Raw genomic sequence first — 18,350 nt, 5'->3', positions numbered from 1 at the left:
GCGCGCTTCACAAAACAGGACGCCCCGCACACACAGCGTGAGCGTCACGGCTGGCTGTACCCGTCGAGGAACCGCCCGATCCGCCCCACCGCGTCCCGCAGATCCGTGACCGTCGGCAAGGTCACCACCCGGAAGTGATCCGACTCCGGCCAGTTGAAGCCCGAGCCCTGGACGACCATGATCTTCTCGCGCCGCAGCAGGTCCAGGACCATCTGCCGGTCGTCCTTGATCTTGAAGACCTTGGGGTCGAGGCGCGGAAAGAGGTACAGCGCCCCCTTCGGCCGTACGCAGGTCACGCCGGGGATCTGCGTCAGCAGCTCGTAGGCGACATCCCGCTGCTCCTTCAGCCGCCCGCCGGGCAGCACGAGGTCATTGATGGACTGCCGCCCGCTGAGCGCGGCCACGACCCCGTGCTGACCGGGCATGTTCGCGCACAGTCGCATGTTCGCGAGGATGGTGAGGCCCTCGATGTAGGAGTCGGCGTGGGCGCGCGGACCCGAGATCGACATCCAGCCCACCCGGTAGCCGGCGACCCGGTACGCCTTCGACATGCCGTTGAAGGTGAGGGTGAGCAGGTCGGGGGCGACGGCGGCGGTCGGGGTGTGCGTGGCGCCGTCGTAGAGGATCTTGTCGTAGATCTCGTCGGAGCAGACGAGGAGGTTGTGCCGCCGGGCGATGTCCGTCAGCCCCCGCAGCATGGCCTCGTCGTACACCGCACCCGTCGGGTTGTTCGGGTTGATGATGACGATGGCCTTGGTGCGGTCGGTGACCTTGCGCTCGATGTCGGCGAGGTCGGGCATCCAGTCGGACTGCTCGTCGCACCGGTAGTGCACGGCGGTGCCGCCGGACAGTGACACGGCGGCGGTCCACAGGGGGTAGTCGGGGGCCGGGACCAGCACCTCGTCCCCGTCGTCCAGCAGGCCCTGCATCGCCATCACGATCAGCTCGGAGACGCCGTTGCCGATGAAGACGTGCTCGACGTCGGTCTCGATGCCGAGGGTCTGGTTGTGCATGACGACCGCCCGGCGTGCGGCCAGCAGGCCCTTCGCGTCGCCGTAGCCATGGGCCGTCGACACGTTGCGGAGGACGTCCTCCAGGATCTCGGGCGGGCACTCGAAGCCGAACGCCGCCGGGTTGCCGGTGTTCAGCTTGAGGATCCGATGCCCTGCCGATTCGAGCCGCATCGCCTCCTCAAGAACCGGGCCCCGGATCTCGTAACAGACGTTGGCGAGCTTCGTCGACTGGATCACCTGCATGTCATGGAGCTTACGGCCCGGTAACGCCCCTTGGACCGTGTTTTCCGACACGTGAGACGCGGTGGTTTGGGCCGTTATCGTCGGTAGCTGTCCCAAGGGTCACTCCCGTCCCTACAATGCGCGGTCATGTCCAAGCCGCCTGAGCAGGAAAACGGAGCGCACGGGGCGAACACCGCGAACGGTACGCCCGGTGCGTACGACACCCATGGCGGGATCCAGTCGGCCGACGTACCCGAGGCGCCCGAGGTGCCGCCGAACGTGTACCACCCGCAGTCCTCGCCGTCCCCGGTGTACGAGACGTACCTCGACCCCGCGGCCGCCCACGGGTGGCAGAACGCGTACGACGAGACGACCGAGCTGCCTCCGGTGGTCGATGGGACGGATGGCGCCCATGAGGTCCGCGGTGTCGGCGATGCCGGCGGTGCCTTCGGTTCTCCCGGTGTCAGTGGTGGCTACGACTACGTCTATGAGGACGGCTACGACTACGGCGACGGCTATGACGCCGGACGCGGCGGCCGGCGCAGTCACCGTGGCCGGCACCAGCCCAGCGTCTGGAACTCGCGGCGCGTGGCGGTGGCCGCAGGTCTGGTGGGGGTGTTGTCGGTGGGGGTGCTGATAGCCGGGTTCTCCCTGTCCGGGTCCTCTTCGCCGGGCGGCGAGAAGACGAAGGGCGACCGGACGAGCGCGACGTCCGGTGACCCGGTGGTGCCGGGGGTGCCCTCCGCGGGCGCGTCGGCCGGTGTCCGCGGGTCCGACGACGCCGGTCCGCCGCGCAGTGCCTCCCAGGGCGCCCCGGCGAGCCCGTCCGCGTCGGCCGACGCCGACGCCGACGCCGACGCCGACTCCGACGCCGTCGCCGACTCCGGCGACAGGACCGACGAACCTTCGACCACCCCCTCCACCACCAGCGAGGCCCCCTCGACGCCGACCGCCGCCGCGCCCCCGACGGCGGACAAGCCGGGGCGAGGGCTGGGCAACGGCAAGAAGCCGGGTTGAAGGGGTGGGTGGGGATGACGCTCGGGGCCGCCGGATGTGGTGACCTCATCGCCTTCGCGTGAACGTCCTGCGCCGCCTGCCCAACACCCCACGCCCGCCGTGATAGGGAAACCCCTACGGACTGAACTCGCCGGTAAGCAAGTCCTTGTCCGCACCCCCCACGTACGTGAGAATGCGCATGACAAAAGCGTGGGTGACCGGAGATTCTTCGGTCACCCCCTTCGTATGAGGGGACCCCCACATGAGAAAACCTCTCGGTGCCGCCCTCCTCGCCCTGGCAATAGCCGGGGCCGGCGCCGCACCGGCGGTAGCGGCTCCCGCGGAATCGGCCGCTTCCTTCGGCAAGAGTGTGGACACGGGCTCGGTCACGTCGGTGGTCAATGACACCGTCGCCTCCACCGCGGACACCCTTGGCCAGGTCCTGAACCGGGACCAGAAGGTCCGGGCCGTCAACTTCGCGGGCACCGTGTCGCTCAGCAACTGTTCCGGCTCCGTCGTCCGTTTCCCGGACTCGGAGGACAACGACCCGGCGCTGGTGATGACCAACGGCCACTGTCTGGAGACCGGCATGCCGGGACCCGGCGAGGTCGTGGTCGACCGGGCCTCCAGCCGTACCTTCGGTCTGCTCAACGCCTCGGGCAGCCGGGTCGGCACACTGCGGGCAAGCAAGATCGCTTACGGGACGATGACCGACACGGACGTCGCCTTCTATCAACTCACCACCACGTACGCGCAGATCAAGAGCTCGTACAGCATCAACGCGCTCACCGTGGCCGACACCCACCCGGTCAAGGGCACCGCCATCACCGTCGCCTCCGGTTACTGGAAGCGGCTGTACAACTGCAACATCGACGGGTTCGCCTACCAGCTCAAGGAAGGCGACTGGACCTTCAAGGACTCGGTCCGCTACACCTCCGCCTGCAACACCATCGGCGGTACTTCCGGCTCCCCCGTCATCGACCAGGCCACCAACAAGGTCGTCGCCGTCAACAACACCGGCAACGAGGACGGTGAGCGCTGCACGGTCAACAACCCGTGCGAGGTCGACGAGAGCGGCAACGTCACCGTTCGCCAGGGCATCAACTACGCCCAGGAGATCTACCAGATCCCCGCCTGCTTCGGCGTCGACAACAAGCTCGACCTGGACGCGAGCGGCTGCGTGCTCCCCAAGCCGTAACCCGGCTAAGCGGTTCTACGGATCGCCCGTCCCGCCAGTACGTCCGTCCGGCGGCCGTCCTCGATCACGAGACGGCCGTCGACCAGGACGTACGGGATGCCCGTCGGTAGCGTGCGCGGCTCCTCGAAAGTGGAGCCCGCCGCTACCGTCTCCGGGTCGAACAGCACCAGGTCCGCCCGATGGCCCTCGCGGACCAGCCCCCGGTCCGGCAGCCGCAGTCGCGCCGCCGGGCGCGAGGTCAGATGGGCCACGCACTCCTCCAGGGACAGGATCCCCAACTCCCGTACGTAGTGGCCGAGATAGTGCGGGAACGTGCCGTACGCGCGCGGATGCGGCTTGGTGCCCTGCAGGATGCCGTCCGAGCCGCCCGTGTGGACGCGGTGCCGCATGATCTCCCGCACGTTCTCCTCGTGGCCGACGTGCTGGAGGATCGTGGAGCCCAGCCGGTCGGCCAGCAGCAGATGGCGAGCGGTCACCCAAGGGGCCTCGCCCCGCACGTCCGCCGACCGCTGGACCGTACGGCCGACGAATTCCCCGAGCGCCGGGTCGCTCACCCCCGAGATCTCGATGGTGTCCCACTCGATGGGCACGCCGTGGCAGCCGTCCGCGCCGATGACCTCCATGTGGTGGCGGATGCGCTCGGCCGTCTCCTCGTCCGACAGCCGGGCCAGGACCGCCTCGGGACCGCCCTCGCTGGCCCAGCTCGGCAGCATGGCGACCAGGGTCGTGCACCCCGGCGTGTAGGGGTAGGTGTCCAGGCTGATGTCGGCGCCGTCGGTGAGCGCCTTGTCCAGCAGGGAGAGCAGCTCCGGCGCCCGGCCCTTGTTCACGCCGAAGTTCATGGTGGCGTGGGCCAGATGGAGGGAGCAGCCCGCCTCCCTGGTCAGGGCCACCATCTCCTCGTACGCCGCCAAGGCCCCGGCCCCGTAGGAGCGGTGGTGCGGGCAGTAGTAGCCGCCGTACGACGCCACCACCCGGCACAGTTCGGTCAGCTCGGCGTCCTTGGCGTACATGCCCGGCGTGTACGTCAGCCCCGACGACAGGCCGACCGCGCCCTGCTCCATGCCCTCCGCGACCAGCCGCCGCATCCGGTCGAGCTCGTCCGGCTTCGCCTCCCGGTCCTCCCAGCCGACGGCGAGGGCGCGGACCGTCCCCTGGGGGATGAGATACGCCGCGTTCACGGCGATGCCCCGGCCCTCGAAACCGCGGTCGAGCCGGTCCAGGTACTCGCCGACCGTCCGCCAGTCGAAGTCGATGTCGTCACCGGAGCCGTTCCAGCCGGTGATCGCGCGGCGGACCTCGGCGAGCGTGCGGTCGTCGACGGGGGCGTACGACAGCCCGTCCTGGCCGATGACCTCAAGGGTGACCCCCTGCGCGGCCTTGGCGCTGTGGTCGGGGTCGCGCAGCAGCGCCAGATCGCTGTGGGCGTGCATGTCGATGAAGCCGGGGGAGAGGACGAGGCCCTCGGCGTCCACCTCCCGCCGCGCCTCGGGCCGTTGACAGCCGGCCGCGGCCGCCTCCTGGACGATCGACACGATCCGGCCGCCGTCCACGACGACATCGGCGCGATAGGAGGGACCGCCGCTGCCGTCCACGACGTCGGCGTCCCGAATGACGAGTTCTTCCACGACCGCCACCCCCCTCTGCTAGAAGAACGTGCGGATGTATTCGACGACCGTCCCGTCCGCCTCCGCGACCGGGATCAGCTGCCACTTGTCGAACGACGTGCAGGGGTGGGACAGCCCCAGCCCGAGCCAGTCCCCGACCTCCAGGTCCGCCTCCTCCGTCGTCCGCAGCCACGCGTGCTGGTCGGACAGACCGGTCACCGAGATTCCGGTGGCCGGGCGCTCGGCGCCGTCCCGCCGGACCACCTGGGCGAACGGCAGATCGAGGTCGTACGCCGCGTCCCGCTTGCCCGCGTTGACGAAGGCCTGCTCGGGGGAGGGGCGGGAGACGACCTGCGCCCACAGCCGGAAGGCGGGTTCGAGGGCGCCCTCCTGCGGGACCCGGTTGAAGGGCGTCAGCTTGCGGTAGTGGCCGTCGTCGTGCGAGACGTAGGCGCCCGAGCGCAGCAACTTCAGTACGGGGGCGGAGAGTTCGGGGATCTCGGCGAACACGTCGGCCACCGCGTCGAACCAGGCGCTGCCGCCCGCGCTGACGACGATCTCCTCCAGCCCGGCGAACCGCCCCGCCTTGTCGAACTCGGCGGCGAGAGCGACGAGCCGCCGCAGCCAGGCGTGCACCCGCTCGGGGGTCGCCTGCGGGACCTCGCCCTCGTAGCCGGCGACACCGACCAGCCGCAGCGTGGACACGCCCGCCACCGCGTCGGCGACGGCGGCGCACTCCGCCTCGGTACGGACCCCGGTACGGGCGCCGTCACCGGCGGCGAGCTCCACGACGACGTCCACCGGCCGGGTGGCTCCGGCGTCGCGCAGTGCCGCGTCCATCAGCTCCACGCCGCGCACGGAGTCGACGTAGCAGACGAGACGGAAGGCCGGATCGGCGGTGAGCTCGGCCGCGATCCAGCGCAGGGCCGCCGCGTCCACCAGCTCATTCGCGAGGAAGATCCGCTCGACGCCGTACGCCCGGGCCACGCGCGCCTGGTGCGGTACGGCGAGCGTGATGCCCCACGCGCCGTGCTCGATCTGCCGCTGGAACAGCTGGGGTGCCATGGAGGTCTTGCCGTGCGGGGCGAAGGCGAGGCCGTGGCGGGCGGCGTACGTCTCCATCAGGTCGAGGTTGTGCTCCAGGCGCTCGGCGGACAGCGCGAGCACGGGCGTGGCGAATCCGTCGGTGAAGAGATTGCGGCGCTGGGCGGCGAGTTCGGTGACGGTGAGGCCGTCGGCGTCCGGGGGGAGGCCCTTGAAGCGGTGGTCGACGCGTTCCTCGGCCAGGCGGGCGAGCGCCTCGTTGCTCATGGAACCTCCCTGATCTGGGGTATTGCATTGCATGCAACGTCCATTGCGTATATCGCTTACCGCTGTCTAACATCTCGGCCAACCACGGGTCAACGGAGTCGCCGACCCATCCGCCCCAAGGTCTGGAGCTACGACGATCGTGACCATCACCGGACCCTGCAATGCCCCCGACGGCGTGGACGTCGTCGCGCTCGGCGAGTCCATGGTCACCTTCCTGCCCACCCGGCCCGGGCGGCTCGCCGATGTGCCGTCGTTCGAGCGGGGGATCGGGGGCGCGGAGTCGAATGTCGCGTGCGGGCTCGCTGCCGCGGGGCATGCGGTGCGGTGGGTGAGTCGGGTGGGGGCGGACGGGTTCGGCGACCATCTGGTGTCGGCGATCGAGGGCTACGGCGTCGACGTCTCGGCCGTGGGTCGTGACCCGGAGCGCCCGACGGGCGTCTACTTCCGCACGGCCGGGGACCGTTCGACGGATGAGCATGAGGTGGCGTACTACCGGGCGGGGTCGGCGGCGTCGGCGATGTCCGTGGAGAACGTGGACCTCGGGGCGGTGCGGGCGGGGCGGGTGCTGCATCTTTCGGGGATCACTGCGGCGTTGTCGGAGGGGTGCCTCGGGTTGATGCGGGAGCTGACGGCTCCGCGTGCGGGGCGTCCGGTCGTGTCGTTCGACGTCAACTACCGGGCGGGGCTGTGGGGGGACGGCGACGGGCCGGGAGTGCTGCTGGAGCTGGCGCGCCGGGCCGATGTGGTGTTCGTGGGGGAGGACGAGGCGGAGGAGGCGTGGGGGATCGCGGGGGGACCGGAGGCGGTGCGGGCTGCGTTGCCTGAGCCGGGGGTGTTGGTGGTGAAGCACGGGGGAGTGGGGGCTACGGCCTTTGTGTCGGCTGCGGGTGGTCGTGGGCTGATCGCGCCCACGCGGCGGAGCCGCACATGTCACAGCCCCGCGCCCCTTGGGTTGGCGAGCGCCCCGGCGTTCCAAGACGCGGCCACCTTCGTCCCGGCCCTGACCGTGGACGTCGTAGCCACCACCGGAGCCGGGGACGCCTTCGCCGCCGGGTTCCTCTCCGCAACCCTCCGCGGGCTGCCCCTACGAGGCCGCCTGCGTCACGGCCACCTCTGGGCCGCGGCCACCCTCACCGCCGCCGGCGACCTGGCCGCACCCCCCGCCCGCGAGCACGCCGACCGGCTGGCCGCCCTGGACGACGCCGGGTGGGAGAAACTTCGACTCGGCCCCGGCTGGACGCAAGCCGTGGAAAGGGCCGACGAGGAGGTACGTACGCCATGAGCCAGACCGTCGACCGAGCACTGAGCATCCTGCCGCTGCTCGCGGAGGGCCCCGCCGACCTGGGCCAGGTCGCCGAGCGGCTGGGGGTGCACAAGTCCACCGCCCTGCGCCTGCTGCGCACGCTCCACGAACACGGCCTGGTCTACCGCCAGTCCGACCAGCGCTACCGCCTCGGCGCCCGCCTCATCGCCCTCGCCCAGGAGGCGATGGAGAACCTCGACATCCGCGAGATCGCCCACCCCCACCTCGTACGCCTCAACGAGCAGTGCGGACACACCGTCCACCTCGCTGTGTACGAGGAGGACGAGGTGCTGTACATCGACAAGGTGGAGAGCCGGTACCCGGTGCGGATGTACTCGCGGATCGGGAAACCGGTGGCCATCACCGTCGCCGCCGTCGCCAAGCTCCTGCTCGCCGACCTGCCCGAGCACGAGCGCCGAGCCCTCACCGAGAAGCTCGACTACCCCATGTACACGTCCCGTTCGACACCGAACCCGGAGGCCTTCCTCAGGGAACTGGCCAAGGTGCGCGAACAGGGCTGGGCCACCGACCTCGGCGGCCATGAGGAGTCCATCAACTGCGTCGCCGCGCCGATCCGCGGTGCCGACGGCCGGGTCGTCGCCGCGATGTCGGTCTCCGCGCCGAACGTCGTCGTCACCGCCGACGAACTCCTCACCCTGCTCCCGCTGGTGCGCCGTACGGCGGACGACATCAGCGGCGAGTACTCCGGCAGAACCTCAGCGAAAGGCACCGCATGACCGAGAAGACCGCGCTCACCCCGAAGACCCACACCACCCCGCCCGCGAAGTTCTCGCACGGGGTGCGGAAGGGGAACATCCTCCAGGTCGCGGGCCAGGTCGGCTTCCTCCCGGCCGTCGAGGGGCAGCCCCCGACGCCCGCCGGGCCCACCCTGCGCGAGCAGACCCTCCAGACCCTCGCCAACGTCAAGGCGATCCTGGAGGAGGGCGGCGCCTCCTGGGACGACGTGATGATGATCCGCGTCTATCTGACGGATGTCGCCCACTTCGCCGAGATGAACGAGATCTACAACACCTACTTCGAGGAGCAGCGGCTCACCCAGCCGCCCGCCGCCCGGACCACGGTCTACGTCGGTCTGCCCGCGGGCCTGCTCATCGAGATCGACGCGCTGGCCGTACTCGGCTGACGCCCCCTCAACCCCACCCCCCTCACCCCCACCCCCCGCACGCCGTAAACGGCATGGCGTCCGCCACCCCCTGGAACGCCATGCCGCGATCCAACCTGCCCGAAAGCCCAATGTACTTAGCCAGAGGACCCCCAAATGTCCCATCCGCTCGCCGCGGCCACCGCCCCCGAGGCACCACCCCACACCGGCGGTCTGCTCCTCCTGATCGACGGTACGGCCGGACTGCTCACCGTCGCCGCCATCGGCATCGCCCTGCTGCTCTTCCTGATCATCAAGGTCCGCCTGCAGCCCTTCGTGGCGCTGCTCGCGGTCTCCATAGCGGTCGGCCTCATGGCGGGCCTGTCGGTCACCGAACTCTTCGGCACGGTCCAGCGAAGCGACGCCGTGTCCACCATCGAGTCCGGCATGGGCGGCATCCTCGGCCATGTCGCGATCATCATCGGCCTGGGCACCATGCTGGGCGCGATCCTCGAAGTCAGCGGCGGCGCCGAGGTGCTGGCGTCCCGTCTGCTGAACCTCTTCGGCGAGAAGAGAGCGCCCCTCGCCATGGGCCTGACCGGCCTGATCTTCGGTATCCCGGTCTTCTTCGACGTCGGCATCTTCGTCCTCGCACCGATCGTGTACGCCGCCGCCAAGCGCTCGGGCAAGTCCGTCCTGCTCTACTGCCTGCCGCTGCTGGCCGGCCTGTCGATGACGCACGCCTTCCTGCCCCCGCACCCCGGTCCGGTCGCGGCGGCCGGTCTCCTGCACGTCGAACTCGGCTGGGTCATCCTCATGGGCATCGTCTGCGGCATCCCGGCGGTGCTGGCGGCATGGGCGTTCTCGGCGTGGATCGGCCGCCGTATCTTCGTCCCGGTCCCGCAGGACATGGTCGAGGCGGCGGCCGAGGCGAAGCTGGCAATCATCAACGAGCAGCGGGACGCGGGCGTGGAGCCGCAGGAGAAGCCGGTGCCGCTCGGCACGGTCCTCGGCATCATCGGTACGCCGCTGGTGCTGATCCTCGCGGCGACGTTCTCCTCGATCGCCCTGGACCCCTCCACCACCCGCTCGGTGATCGAGTTCTTCGGCAACCCGTTCGTGGCCCTGACGATCGCCCTGCTGCTCGCGTACTACCTGCTCGGCATCCGCCGCGGCTGGTCCCGCAAGTCCCTGGAGACGGTGTCGACCTCGTCGCTGAAGCCCGTCGGCAACATCCTCCTGGTCGTCGGCGCGGGCGGGGTGTTCGGCGCCATCCTGAAGGGCAGCGGCGTCGCCCAGGCCCTCTCCGACACCTTCAACGACGTGGGCCTCCCGGTCATCGTCCTGGCGTACCTGATCTCGCTGGTGCTCCGGGTGGCCCAGGGCTCGGCCACGGTCGCCATCGTCACCACGGCCGGCATCGTCGCCCCGCTCCTCACCGAGGGCGACCACTCCCAGCCGTTCATCGCCCTGGTGATCATGGCCATCTCGGCGGGCTCGATCTTCGCCTCCCACGTCAACGACGGGGGCTTCTGGATCGTGGCCAAGTACTTCGGGATCAGCGAACGTGACACGTTGAAGACGTGGACGGTTCTGGAGAGTGTGCTGTCGGTTGCCGGATTTGTGGTGGCCGCGGTGTTGAGCCTGATCGTGTAACGATGCGGGGGCTGGTTGCGCGGGACACAGGGTTGTCGACCATACTGCTCCGCTGTGGAGCAGCGCATAGGTTCAGGCAGCCAGCCCCTGGAAGGCGCCGGGTTCGACCCGGCCTTCATCCCCGGGCTCACCTCACCCGCATCCGCCAAGCCGGAGCGCGTGAAGGATGAGGACGTGGCCGAGGAGACCGACTCGAAGGAGGTCGACGCCGAGGAGGCCGCTTCCGACGGGACGGACTCCGAGGAGACGGACGTCGAAGCCGACGACGAGGCCGAGGTGGAGGACGACGCGGACGCGGACGAGGACGACGGGGACGACGAGGAGGAGGCTCCCGTCGACGGTCCCGTCTTCGAGGCCTCCGACCGCCGGGCCCGTATCGTCGCCGACCACAGAGGCGTCCGGCTCTCCCTGGACGACCAGGAGTGCGAGTTCCGCTGGGACGAGATCGGCGCCGTCGAGACGGAGGCCCCGCGCTTCGGGAAGCGGTACACCATCACGGTGCACACTCCTGACCGCCGCTGGTACCCGATCGAGATCGAGGCGACGGCCAGGAGCAGCTTCAAGGCGTGGGACGAGGAACTGGACGCGGTCCTCGACGCCTACTTCGAACCGGACGCCGAGGAAGCCGAGGCCAAGTAGCCGGCTGCGCGGCTAGCTGCAGTACTGGCTCTCCTTGCCGATGGACCGGTACATGCAGTCCGAGTTCTCCAGCAACTGCAGTACCGCGTCCCGGTTCCGGGCGGTCTCCCGCTCGATGACCTCGTCGGGCGGGTAGAACCCTCCGCCCCCGGAACTCGGGTACATCTCGAACGTGTACGAGAAGATCTTCTGGTTGCCCCACAGCCAGTCGTCGATCGACCCGTCGGTGATGTACAGATCACTGGACTGCTCCGGCGTATAGCCGTTGCTGGCGGCCATCTTCTGCCCGACCGCGGCGAACGCGTTGCGGTCGTCGGCCGTCATCCCGGTCGCGGTGTCGGAGTACGTGTACCCGAACGGCCACAGCACCAGTTCGCTGTACGTGTGGAAGTCGATGCCGGCCTTGATCTGCTGCTTGCCGCCGACGACCCGGCTGCGCACGAAGTTCGCGACCACCTTCACCTCGGGCGCGGACTCGGCGGAGGTGCCCCGGTAGGTCTCGGACGACGTCGATCCCGACGAACCGCCGCAGCAACCCCACCGGTAGGCCCAGTTCCGGTTGAGGTCGGTCCCGACCGCCGACGAACCGGAGTTGGGCTGCCGGTTCTTGCGCCACGACCGGTACGAGCCGGTGGCGATGTCGTACTCGCCGCCGTCCGGGTTGAGGTCGGGCACGATCCAGATCTCCCGGTTGTTCACCATGCTGGTGATCCGGGAGTCGCTGCCGTAGTCGGAGGTCAGCTCGCGCAGCAGATACAGCGCCATCTCGACGGTGAGGTGCTCACGCGCGTGCTGGTGGTGCGTGAACAGGACCTCGGGCTCGGCCTCGTCGGTGCCGACGTTGTCGCTGATCTTGATGGCGACGATGTTCCGGCCCTGGTACGACGTGCCGATGACGCGCTGGCTCGCGATCGAGGAGTTGGCCGAGACGATCGAGTTGATCTCGCTCGTCATCTCCGCGTAGTTGTGATAGCGCGAGTCGCCCGACGGGAAGTCGTAGAGCCGGACGTCGTCCTCGCCGGCGGACCGGTCGGGGACCGCGCCGAGCGGGGTGACGTCGTAGCCGAGCGCCTTCAGCTTCTTGATCTGGTCCGCTCGCCCGGAGACGACGACACCGTGGTCGTCGGCCGAGTCGACGCTCACGCCGGTCCGCTGAAGTGCCGTGCGGTCCTTGGCGGTCGAGTGCATTCGGACCTCGTACTGACGGACGTCGTCGGCCGAAGGCGCCGCCTTGGCAGCGCTGTCGGCGTTCGCGGACACGTTCGCGGAGAGCGGCGCCGCGAGGGCGAGGGCCAGCACTGCGGCGAGCGCGGCGGTACGTCTGCCGCTGCGGGCTCCTGAGCCGCGTATGCGAAGTCGCATGAAGTCTCCTTGTGGGAGTGGGGGGGTGGGGTTCAGTGCGACGTACGTGGTGCGGGTGTGGCGCTCATGGTGGGCCGGTGGCATGTGCAGGTCAAGGGTGAGTCGACGATCGATGGCGTGAACCATGCGGAAATAGGCCGCGCAGTGTACGCGCGCGCACTCCGCGCCGAGCGGTCCCCGGCGAAGTCCACCCGGGGGTGTGAGCCGGACGTGCGGGGCGCCGCAGGGGCGGAGGAGTGTAAGGGTCCGCGCAAGGGGGGAGCGGTGGGAGCGGCGGGAGTGGTGGGGAACGCCGCACCCTCCGGCTCCCCGGCTCCTCCGCTCCCCGGCTCCGTCGGACGACACCTGGGAGGGACGGCTGATCATGGGCGGATCAGCGCCACGACGCGATCAACAACGTGATCAACAACGTGATTACCGACGTGATCACCAACGCGATCATCAACTGCCGGTCGAGACGACCAGCTTCGTCGACCGACGCCATGAACTCGCCATGGGCCGTGAGCTGTTGGCCAGGACCCGGCTCGTCACCCTGACCGGGCCCGGAGGCGTCGGCAAGACCCGCCTGGCCGCCCGCATCGCGGCCGCCGTACGGCGCACCTTCCCGGACGGCGTGCGGTACGTGCACCTCTCCGGCCTGGACGACCCCGAACTCGTCCCGCTGGCCGCCGCCGACGCGCTCGACCTGCACGACCACTCCGCGCGGCCGCCGTTGCAGGCGCTGGTGGAGCGGGTACGGGACCGCCGGCTGCTCCTGCTGATCGACAACTGCGAACACCTGCTGCCGGCCTGTGCCGAACTCGCCGCGGCCCTGCTGCACGGCACGACCGGCGTACGGATCCTCGCCACCAGCCGCCACCGCCTGGGCCTGACCGAGGAACACCTCCTGGACGTACGGCCGCTGCCGGTCCCCGACCCCGACGGTGACCTCTCCTTGCCCGAGGGCCACCCGGCCCTGGCCCTGTTCGCCGACCGGGCCGCCGCGGTGGTCCCCGACTTCCGCCTGACGCCCGCCAACCGTGCCGCCGTCGCCCGGCTGTGCCGCCGCCTCGACGGCATCCCCCTCGCCATCGAACTCGCCGCCGTCCGGATGCGCGTCCTCGACGTCGACCAGCTCCTGGACCGCCTCGCCGACCGCTACCGCCTCCTCACCGGCGGCAGCCCCACCGCCCTGCCCCGCCACCAGACCCTGCGGGCGGCGGTCGACTGGAGCCATGAACTGTGCACCGGGTGGGAGCGGTTGGTGTGGGCGCGGTTGTCGGTGCTGGCGGGGAGTTTTGATCTGGAGACGGCGGAGGTGGTGTGTGGGGGTGGGAGTGGGACGGGGGTGGAGCGGGCGGAGGGAGTTGAGGGGGTGGTCGGCGCTGCGGGCCGGGAGGGCGTGGAGGGCGTGGGTGGTGCGGGCACGGGTGCGATGGGTGCGGGCGGGCCGGCTGGCGTGGGTGGGGAGGGGGCGGGGGCGGTTCGTGGGGACGTGATGGTGGGTGTGGGCGGTGTTGGCGGTGGTTCCTGGGCGGCCGGGAGGAGCGGGGAGGTCGGTCTCCTGGTCGAGGGAGGCGGGGCGGGGGCGGGGGACCCGGTGGGGTTCGGGGGTGGAGGTCCTGACGGGAGTGGAGGGGCGGGGCCGGTTCAGGAGTACGACGTCCTGGACGCCATCACCGGTCTTGTCGACAAGTCGGTACTGTCCCGGGAGGCCGGTCCCGACGGCATCCGCTATCGCCTCCTCGACACCCTCCGCCACTACGGGTCGGCCCACCTCCGCCGACTCCCCGGCGAGGAACCCGCCGCCCGCCGCCGCCAACGCGATTGGATGCTGCACCGCGCCGCCCGCTGCGAGAGCGCCTGGTTCGGACCGGGCCAGCGCGAGATCGTCGCCCGTCTGCGCGCCGACCAGGACAACCTCCGTACCGCCCTCGACTTCAGCCTCTCCACCCCGGGCGAGCGGCTCCCCGGACTGCGCCTCGCCGGCACCCTGTGGTTCTACTGGCACGCCTGCGGAGCTCCTCGCGAGGGCCGCCACTGGCTCGACCGGGCCCTGGCCGCCAACCCGGAGCCCACCCGGGAACGGGCCCGCGGCCTGTGGATCGCGGGACTCCTCGCCGCAGCCACCCACGACCTCACCGCGGGCCTCGCCCTCGCCCAGGACGCCCACGCCCTGGCCCAGGACCTCGGCGACGCGGCGGAGGCGGCGCACGCCGAGTACGTCATCGGCGTCATCACCCTGTTCATGGACGACCTGCCGACCGCGCTCAGGCACTTCGAGGCCAGCGTCGCCCGCGGTCGTGTCCCCGGCCAGCACCTCAGCCTGTACGGCCTCGACCAGGTCGAACTCGCCTGCGCCCTAGGTTTCCTGGGCGAGGCCGACCGCGCCGTCGAGGTCTGCGAACGGGCCCGCCGGATGTGCGAACGGCACGGCGAGGAGTGGGTGCACTCCTACGTCCTGCGGATGCTCGCCCTCGCCCACACCGTGCGACGCGACTGGGTCCGGGCCGAGCACCAGGCCCGTGAGGCCCTCCGCCTCAAACTCGCCGTCCACGACGTCACCGGCATCGCCCTCACCCTCGACCTCCTGGCCCGCATCGCCACGGAGACCGGCGCCCACGAACGCGCGGCCGTCCTGCTCGGCGCCGCCGACCACACCTGGTCCGGCATCGACCGCGACCGCTGGGGCTCGGCCACCCTCAAGGCGACCCGCCGCGACAGTGAGACCCGCGCCCGCGCAGCCCTGACCCGCCCCGCCTTCCAACGGGCCTACGAACGCGGCACCGCACTCGGCCTCCCGGAGACCGTCGACTACGCGGTCACCGACGCCGACACCGGCACCGACGCCAAACAGCAGCCCCGGCCCTGTACAAGACCCCAATCCCCCACGGGAGGCGCGGGAAGCACGGGACGTACGGAATTCACAGAGAGGAGCATCGTCCACCTCACCCGCCGCGAGACCGAGGTCGCCGAACTCGTCGCCCAAGGCCTCGCCAACCAGCAGATCGCCGACCGTCTGGTCATCGCCCGCCGCACCGCCGAGGGCCACGTCGAACGCATCCTCGGCAAGCTCGGCTTCAGCAACCGCAGCCAGATCGCCGCCTGGGTGACGGCCCGACGCTGAAACCGAACGACCGGCACTCGAACCCGGCATCCGAACCACCAACCAGCTCCGAAGGAGAGCCAGCTTCGATGACCCCCCAAACCACCTCCCCCCAGGCCCCCTTCGACCACCGCATGACCGTCTTCGCCTCCGACGACGAGTTCCTCGCCGCCGCCCTGCCCTTCGTCACCGACGCCCTCGCCGCCCCCGACGAACCCCCGCCCGTCGCCATCGCCGCCCCGGCCAACCTGGAACTCCTGCGCGACGCCCTCGGCACCGACGCCAAGAGCGTCGCCCTGGTGCCGCACACCGAGTGGTACACCGGCTCCGCCGCCAACGCGATCGCCCAGGGCGCCGGTTACCTCGCCGCCAACGCCGGTCCCGGCGGCCGTATCCACCTCCTCATGGAACCCGTCTGGAACGGCCGTGCCGGACGCTCGCCGCGCGAGACCGCCGAGTGGATCCGCTACGAGGCCCTCGCCAACCTCCTCTTCGCCCCGCTCGCCACGACCGCCCTGTGCGCCTACGACGCCCGCGCCGCCGGCCCCGCCATCGTCGCCGCCGCCCGCCGCGCCCACCCCGACACGGGCGTCTACGAGGACCCGGTCCGGCTCGCCGCGGAACTCGACGCCGTACCCCTGCCCCAGGCGCCCGCCGACGCCCGGCGGCTCCCCGGCCCGGCGCCCACCGCAGGCGCCGTACGCGACTGGGCGCTCAGCCGGGGACTGGCCGCCGCGGACGCGCAGCTGTTCGCCACGGCCGTCACCGAGGCGGCCGACGCCCTCGGCCCGATCGACGCCGCCCTGCTGTGGGGCGACGCCCCCGCATGCGTCTGCGAACTGCGTGCCGCGCGCCCCGTCGACGACCCGCTCGCCGGCTTCGTACCGCCGCCGAGCGGGGAACTGGAACCCGGCCAGGGGCTGTGGTTCGCCCGCCAGGTGTGCGCGTACGTCGATGTCCGCGGCGAGGGGGAGGGGGCGAGCGTACGGCTGCAGTACGGGTAGCGGAGCCCCGGCGCAGGTAGGGGATACAGGTATGGAATCGGGTATTTCTCCCCGTGCGCCCGTATCCCCGTACCCGCCACCCTGGATCCATGCTGTACGGCTCGAATCCCCAACCGCCCATGGGAGCAGGCCATCTGAGCGTCGAGTACGACCCCTGCCCCTCCGCGGTCGGCGAGGCCCGCGCGGAGGTCCGGCGGCAGCTGGAGGGGTGGGGGCTCGCGGAACTCGACGATCTGGTGGATGTGGCCGAGGGCCTTGTGAGCGAGTTCGCCACGGACGCCCTGCGGCGGGCGGCACGCGGGTTCCGGCTCACTCTGTTCGCCGCGCACGGGGTTCTGCGGTGTGAGGTGCGGGACGGGGTGGGGAAGACCGTGTGGGCCGAGTTCGGTACATGCGGGTGTGTGGGCGGGAGCGGTTCGTTCTGCCGGCTGGGGTCGTATTCGGGCTGCGCGTGGTGAAGGGGTCGGCCCCGCCCTCTTGTACGTTCCGTTTCTTTACGCTTTCTTGATCTGCATGGCGGACACCACAGGTAACCCCACGTCCACTGAGGCATCCTCCGGCAGTCATCCCCCACTCGGTAAGTCCCGTTGGCGGTACATCGGGCCCGGCATCGTCGTCGCCGCGACCGGTGTCGGGGCCGGCGATCTCGTCGCCACCCTCATCGCGGGCAGCAACTTCGGGTACACGCTGCTCTGGGCCGCGGTCATCGGCTGTCTGGTCAAGATCTCCCTCGCCGAGGCGGCCGGGCGCTGGCATCTGTCCACCGGGCGCACCCTCTTCGACGGCTGGGCGAGTCTCGGCCGCTGGACCACCTGGTTCTTCGGCGTCTATGCCGTGATCTGGGGGTTCGTGTACGGCGCGGCGGCCATGTCCTCCAGCGCGCTGCCGCTGCAGGCCCTGTTCCCGGACGTGATGGCCCTGGAGTGGTGGGCCATCGCCTGCGGTCTGGTCGGCCTGGTCTTCGTCTGGTTCAACAAGTACGCGGTCTTCGAGAAGGTCATGACGGTCCTGGTGGGCGTCATGTTCGTGGTGACCGTGTATCTCGCGATCAGGGTCACGCCGAACCTTCCCGACGCCTTCGCCGGTCTGCTGCCCGTCCTGCCCGACGAGAAGGACTCGATCCTCAACACCCTCGGCCTGATCGGCGGCGTCGGCGGCACCATCACCCTTGCCGCGTACGGCTACTGGGTCAACGCCAAGGGCTGGACCAGCACCGGCTGGATGAAGGTCATGCGGCTCGACAACCGCGTCGCCTACGCCACCACCGGCATCTTCGTCATCGCCATGCTCTTCGTCGGCGCGGAGCTCCTGCACTCGGCCAACGTGGCCATCGCGAGCGGCGACAAGGGGCTGCTCCAGCTGAGCGACATCCTGGAGGCCCAGTACGGGGCCGCGACGGCCAAGTTCTTCCTGATCGGCTTCTTCGCCACCTCCTACACCTCCCTGATCGGCGTCTGGCACGGCGTCAGCCTGATGTTCGCCGACTTCGTCGCCCGGTTCCGGGGCGAGGGCGCGCAGAAGGGCGAGGAGGTCGCCTCCGGTGCGCGCGAACGCTCCTGGCCGTTCCGCGCGTACCTGCTGTGGCTGACCTTCCCGCCCATCGTCCTGCTGTTCCAGGGCGAGCCCTTCCGCCTGATCATCATCTACGGCGTCCTGGGCGCGGCCTTCCTGCCCTTCCTCGCCGGCACCCTGCTCTGGCTCCTCAACTCCTCGCGCACTCCGGGGGAGTGGCGCAACGGCCCGGTGAGCAACGCGATGCTGGTGATCGCGGGCCTGCTGTTCCTGGTGCTGTGCGTGAAGCAGGTGTGGGACCAGCCTTGGTCGGAGTTCTTGTAGCCGGAGAGTTGTTCGA

Annotated in this window: 15 protein-coding genes; 11 read left to right on the top strand and 4 right to left on the bottom strand. The window is 70.4% G+C overall.

Translation table 11 applies throughout. The annotated features are described in order from the left end of the window. Positions 1-44: 44 nt before the first annotated feature. Positions 45-1,256 carry a pyridoxal phosphate-dependent aminotransferase gene (locus tag ACFWYS_RS13680; protein ID WP_384766973.1) on the bottom strand — a complete coding sequence of 404 codons (1,212 nt, stop codon included), beginning with the start codon at positions 1,254-1,256 and terminating at the stop codon, positions 45-47. A gap of 126 nt (positions 1,257-1,382) precedes the next feature. On the opposite strand from ACFWYS_RS13680, the gene ACFWYS_RS13675 reads away from it, so the two are divergent. Beyond that, positions 1,383-2,252 (top strand): hypothetical protein, encoded by an 870-nt coding sequence (locus ACFWYS_RS13675; RefSeq protein WP_384766970.1) that lies wholly within the window; start codon positions 1,383-1,385, stop codon positions 2,250-2,252. 241 nt (positions 2,253-2,493) lie between these two features. Further along, a complete protein-coding gene (locus ACFWYS_RS13670; RefSeq protein WP_384766967.1) occupies positions 2,494-3,429 on the top strand; it encodes a serine protease in 936 nt (311 codons plus the stop codon). A gap of 5 nt (positions 3,430-3,434) precedes the next feature. Here ACFWYS_RS13670 and ACFWYS_RS13665 read toward each other — a convergent pair whose 3' ends face one another. Both ACFWYS_RS13665 and ACFWYS_RS13660 read right to left on the bottom strand, forming a co-directional pair. Next, a complete protein-coding gene (locus ACFWYS_RS13665) occupies positions 3,435-5,057 on the bottom strand; it encodes an amidohydrolase family protein (RefSeq protein ID WP_384766964.1) in 1,623 nt (540 codons plus the stop codon). 18 nt (positions 5,058-5,075) lie between these two features. Continuing rightward, a complete protein-coding gene (locus tag ACFWYS_RS13660) occupies positions 5,076-6,347 on the bottom strand; it encodes an amino acid deaminase (RefSeq protein ID WP_384766961.1) in 1,272 nt (423 codons plus the stop codon). A gap of 139 nt (positions 6,348-6,486) precedes the next feature. On the opposite strand from ACFWYS_RS13660, the gene ACFWYS_RS13655 reads away from it, so the two are divergent. From ACFWYS_RS13655 to ACFWYS_RS13635, 5 genes are all read left to right on the top strand, one after another. Then, the gene (locus ACFWYS_RS13655; protein ID WP_384766958.1) at positions 6,487-7,629 is read left to right on the top strand and encodes a sugar kinase; all 1,143 of its coding nucleotides are present in this window, start codon (positions 6,487-6,489) and stop codon (positions 7,627-7,629) included. After that, the gene (locus tag ACFWYS_RS13650; protein ID WP_384766955.1) at positions 7,626-8,387 is read left to right on the top strand and encodes an IclR family transcriptional regulator; all 762 of its coding nucleotides are present in this window, start codon (positions 7,626-7,628) and stop codon (positions 8,385-8,387) included. The genes ACFWYS_RS13655 and ACFWYS_RS13650 overlap by 4 nt, the downstream gene beginning before the upstream one ends. Further along, positions 8,384-8,794 (top strand): RidA family protein, encoded by a 411-nt coding sequence (locus ACFWYS_RS13645; protein ID WP_384766953.1) that lies wholly within the window; start codon positions 8,384-8,386, stop codon positions 8,792-8,794. Before ACFWYS_RS13650 ends, ACFWYS_RS13645 begins: the two co-directional genes overlap by 4 nt. Before the next feature lie 135 nt (positions 8,795-8,929). Beyond that, positions 8,930-10,408: a GntP family permease gene (locus ACFWYS_RS13640; protein WP_384766950.1), complete on the top strand. Its 1,479-nt coding sequence runs from the start codon at positions 8,930-8,932 to the stop codon at positions 10,406-10,408. 54 nt (positions 10,409-10,462) lie between these two features. Continuing rightward, a complete protein-coding gene (locus tag ACFWYS_RS13635; RefSeq protein WP_384766948.1) occupies positions 10,463-11,047 on the top strand; it encodes a hypothetical protein in 585 nt (194 codons plus the stop codon). Positions 11,048-11,059: 12 nt separating this feature from the next. On the opposite strand, the gene ACFWYS_RS13630 is transcribed toward ACFWYS_RS13635, so the two are convergent. Next, positions 11,060-12,409: a M14 family metallopeptidase gene (locus ACFWYS_RS13630; protein WP_384766945.1), complete on the bottom strand. Its 1,350-nt coding sequence runs from the start codon at positions 12,407-12,409 to the stop codon at positions 11,060-11,062. Positions 12,410-12,902: 493 nt separating this feature from the next. Between ACFWYS_RS13630 and ACFWYS_RS13625 the strand changes: the two genes are divergently transcribed. The 4 genes from ACFWYS_RS13625 (at position 12,903) to ACFWYS_RS13610 (ending at position 18,334) form a co-directional block, all read left to right on the top strand. Beyond that, a complete protein-coding gene (locus ACFWYS_RS13625) occupies positions 12,903-15,515 on the top strand; it encodes an ATP-binding protein (protein ID WP_384766942.1) in 2,613 nt (870 codons plus the stop codon). 68 nt (positions 15,516-15,583) lie between these two features. Beyond that, complete coding sequence (locus tag ACFWYS_RS13620) at positions 15,584-16,498, top strand: anti-sigma factor RsbA family regulatory protein (RefSeq protein WP_384766939.1); 915 nt, start codon at positions 15,584-15,586, stop codon at positions 16,496-16,498. Between the two features lie 89 nt (positions 16,499-16,587). Beyond that, complete coding sequence (locus ACFWYS_RS13615; RefSeq protein WP_384766936.1) at positions 16,588-16,956, top strand: hypothetical protein; 369 nt, start codon at positions 16,588-16,590, stop codon at positions 16,954-16,956. A gap of 55 nt (positions 16,957-17,011) precedes the next feature. Then, a complete protein-coding gene (locus ACFWYS_RS13610; RefSeq protein ID WP_384766934.1) occupies positions 17,012-18,334 on the top strand; it encodes an Nramp family divalent metal transporter in 1,323 nt (440 codons plus the stop codon). The last annotated feature ends 16 nt before the right edge of the window (positions 18,335-18,350 follow it).

The organism is Streptomyces sp. NPDC059010 (assembly GCF_042740355.1).
GTDB lineage: Bacteria > Actinomycetota > Actinomycetes > Streptomycetales > Streptomycetaceae > Streptomyces.
This window is presented reverse-complemented; position numbering and strand designations above follow the sequence as displayed.

Bases quoted from the DNA above. Each gene is read 5' to 3' on its own strand.
- ACFWYS_RS13680 (WP_384766973.1), bottom strand. From the start codon at position 1,256: ATGCAGGTGATCCAGTCGACGAAGCTCGCCAACGTCTGTTACGAGATC.
- ACFWYS_RS13675 (WP_384766970.1), top strand. From the start codon at position 1,383: ATGTCCAAGCCGCCTGAGCAGGAAAACGGAGCGCACGGGGCGAACACC.
- ACFWYS_RS13670 (WP_384766967.1), top strand. From the start codon at position 2,494: ATGAGAAAACCTCTCGGTGCCGCCCTCCTCGCCCTGGCAATAGCCGGG.
- ACFWYS_RS13660 (WP_384766961.1), bottom strand. From the start codon at position 6,347: ATGAGCAACGAGGCGCTCGCCCGCCTGGCCGAGGAACGCGTCGACCAC.
- ACFWYS_RS13650 (WP_384766955.1), top strand. From the start codon at position 7,626: ATGAGCCAGACCGTCGACCGAGCACTGAGCATCCTGCCGCTGCTCGCG.
- ACFWYS_RS13645 (WP_384766953.1), top strand. From the start codon at position 8,384: ATGACCGAGAAGACCGCGCTCACCCCGAAGACCCACACCACCCCGCCC.
- ACFWYS_RS13640 (WP_384766950.1), top strand. From the start codon at position 8,930: ATGTCCCATCCGCTCGCCGCGGCCACCGCCCCCGAGGCACCACCCCAC.
- ACFWYS_RS13630 (WP_384766945.1), bottom strand. From the start codon at position 12,409: ATGCGACTTCGCATACGCGGCTCAGGAGCCCGCAGCGGCAGACGTACC.
- ACFWYS_RS13625 (WP_384766942.1), top strand. From the start codon at position 12,903: ATGGGCCGTGAGCTGTTGGCCAGGACCCGGCTCGTCACCCTGACCGGG.
- ACFWYS_RS13620 (WP_384766939.1), top strand. From the start codon at position 15,584: ATGACCCCCCAAACCACCTCCCCCCAGGCCCCCTTCGACCACCGCATG.
- ACFWYS_RS13615 (WP_384766936.1), top strand. From the start codon at position 16,588: ATGCTGTACGGCTCGAATCCCCAACCGCCCATGGGAGCAGGCCATCTG.
- ACFWYS_RS13610 (WP_384766934.1), top strand. From the start codon at position 17,012: ATGGCGGACACCACAGGTAACCCCACGTCCACTGAGGCATCCTCCGGC.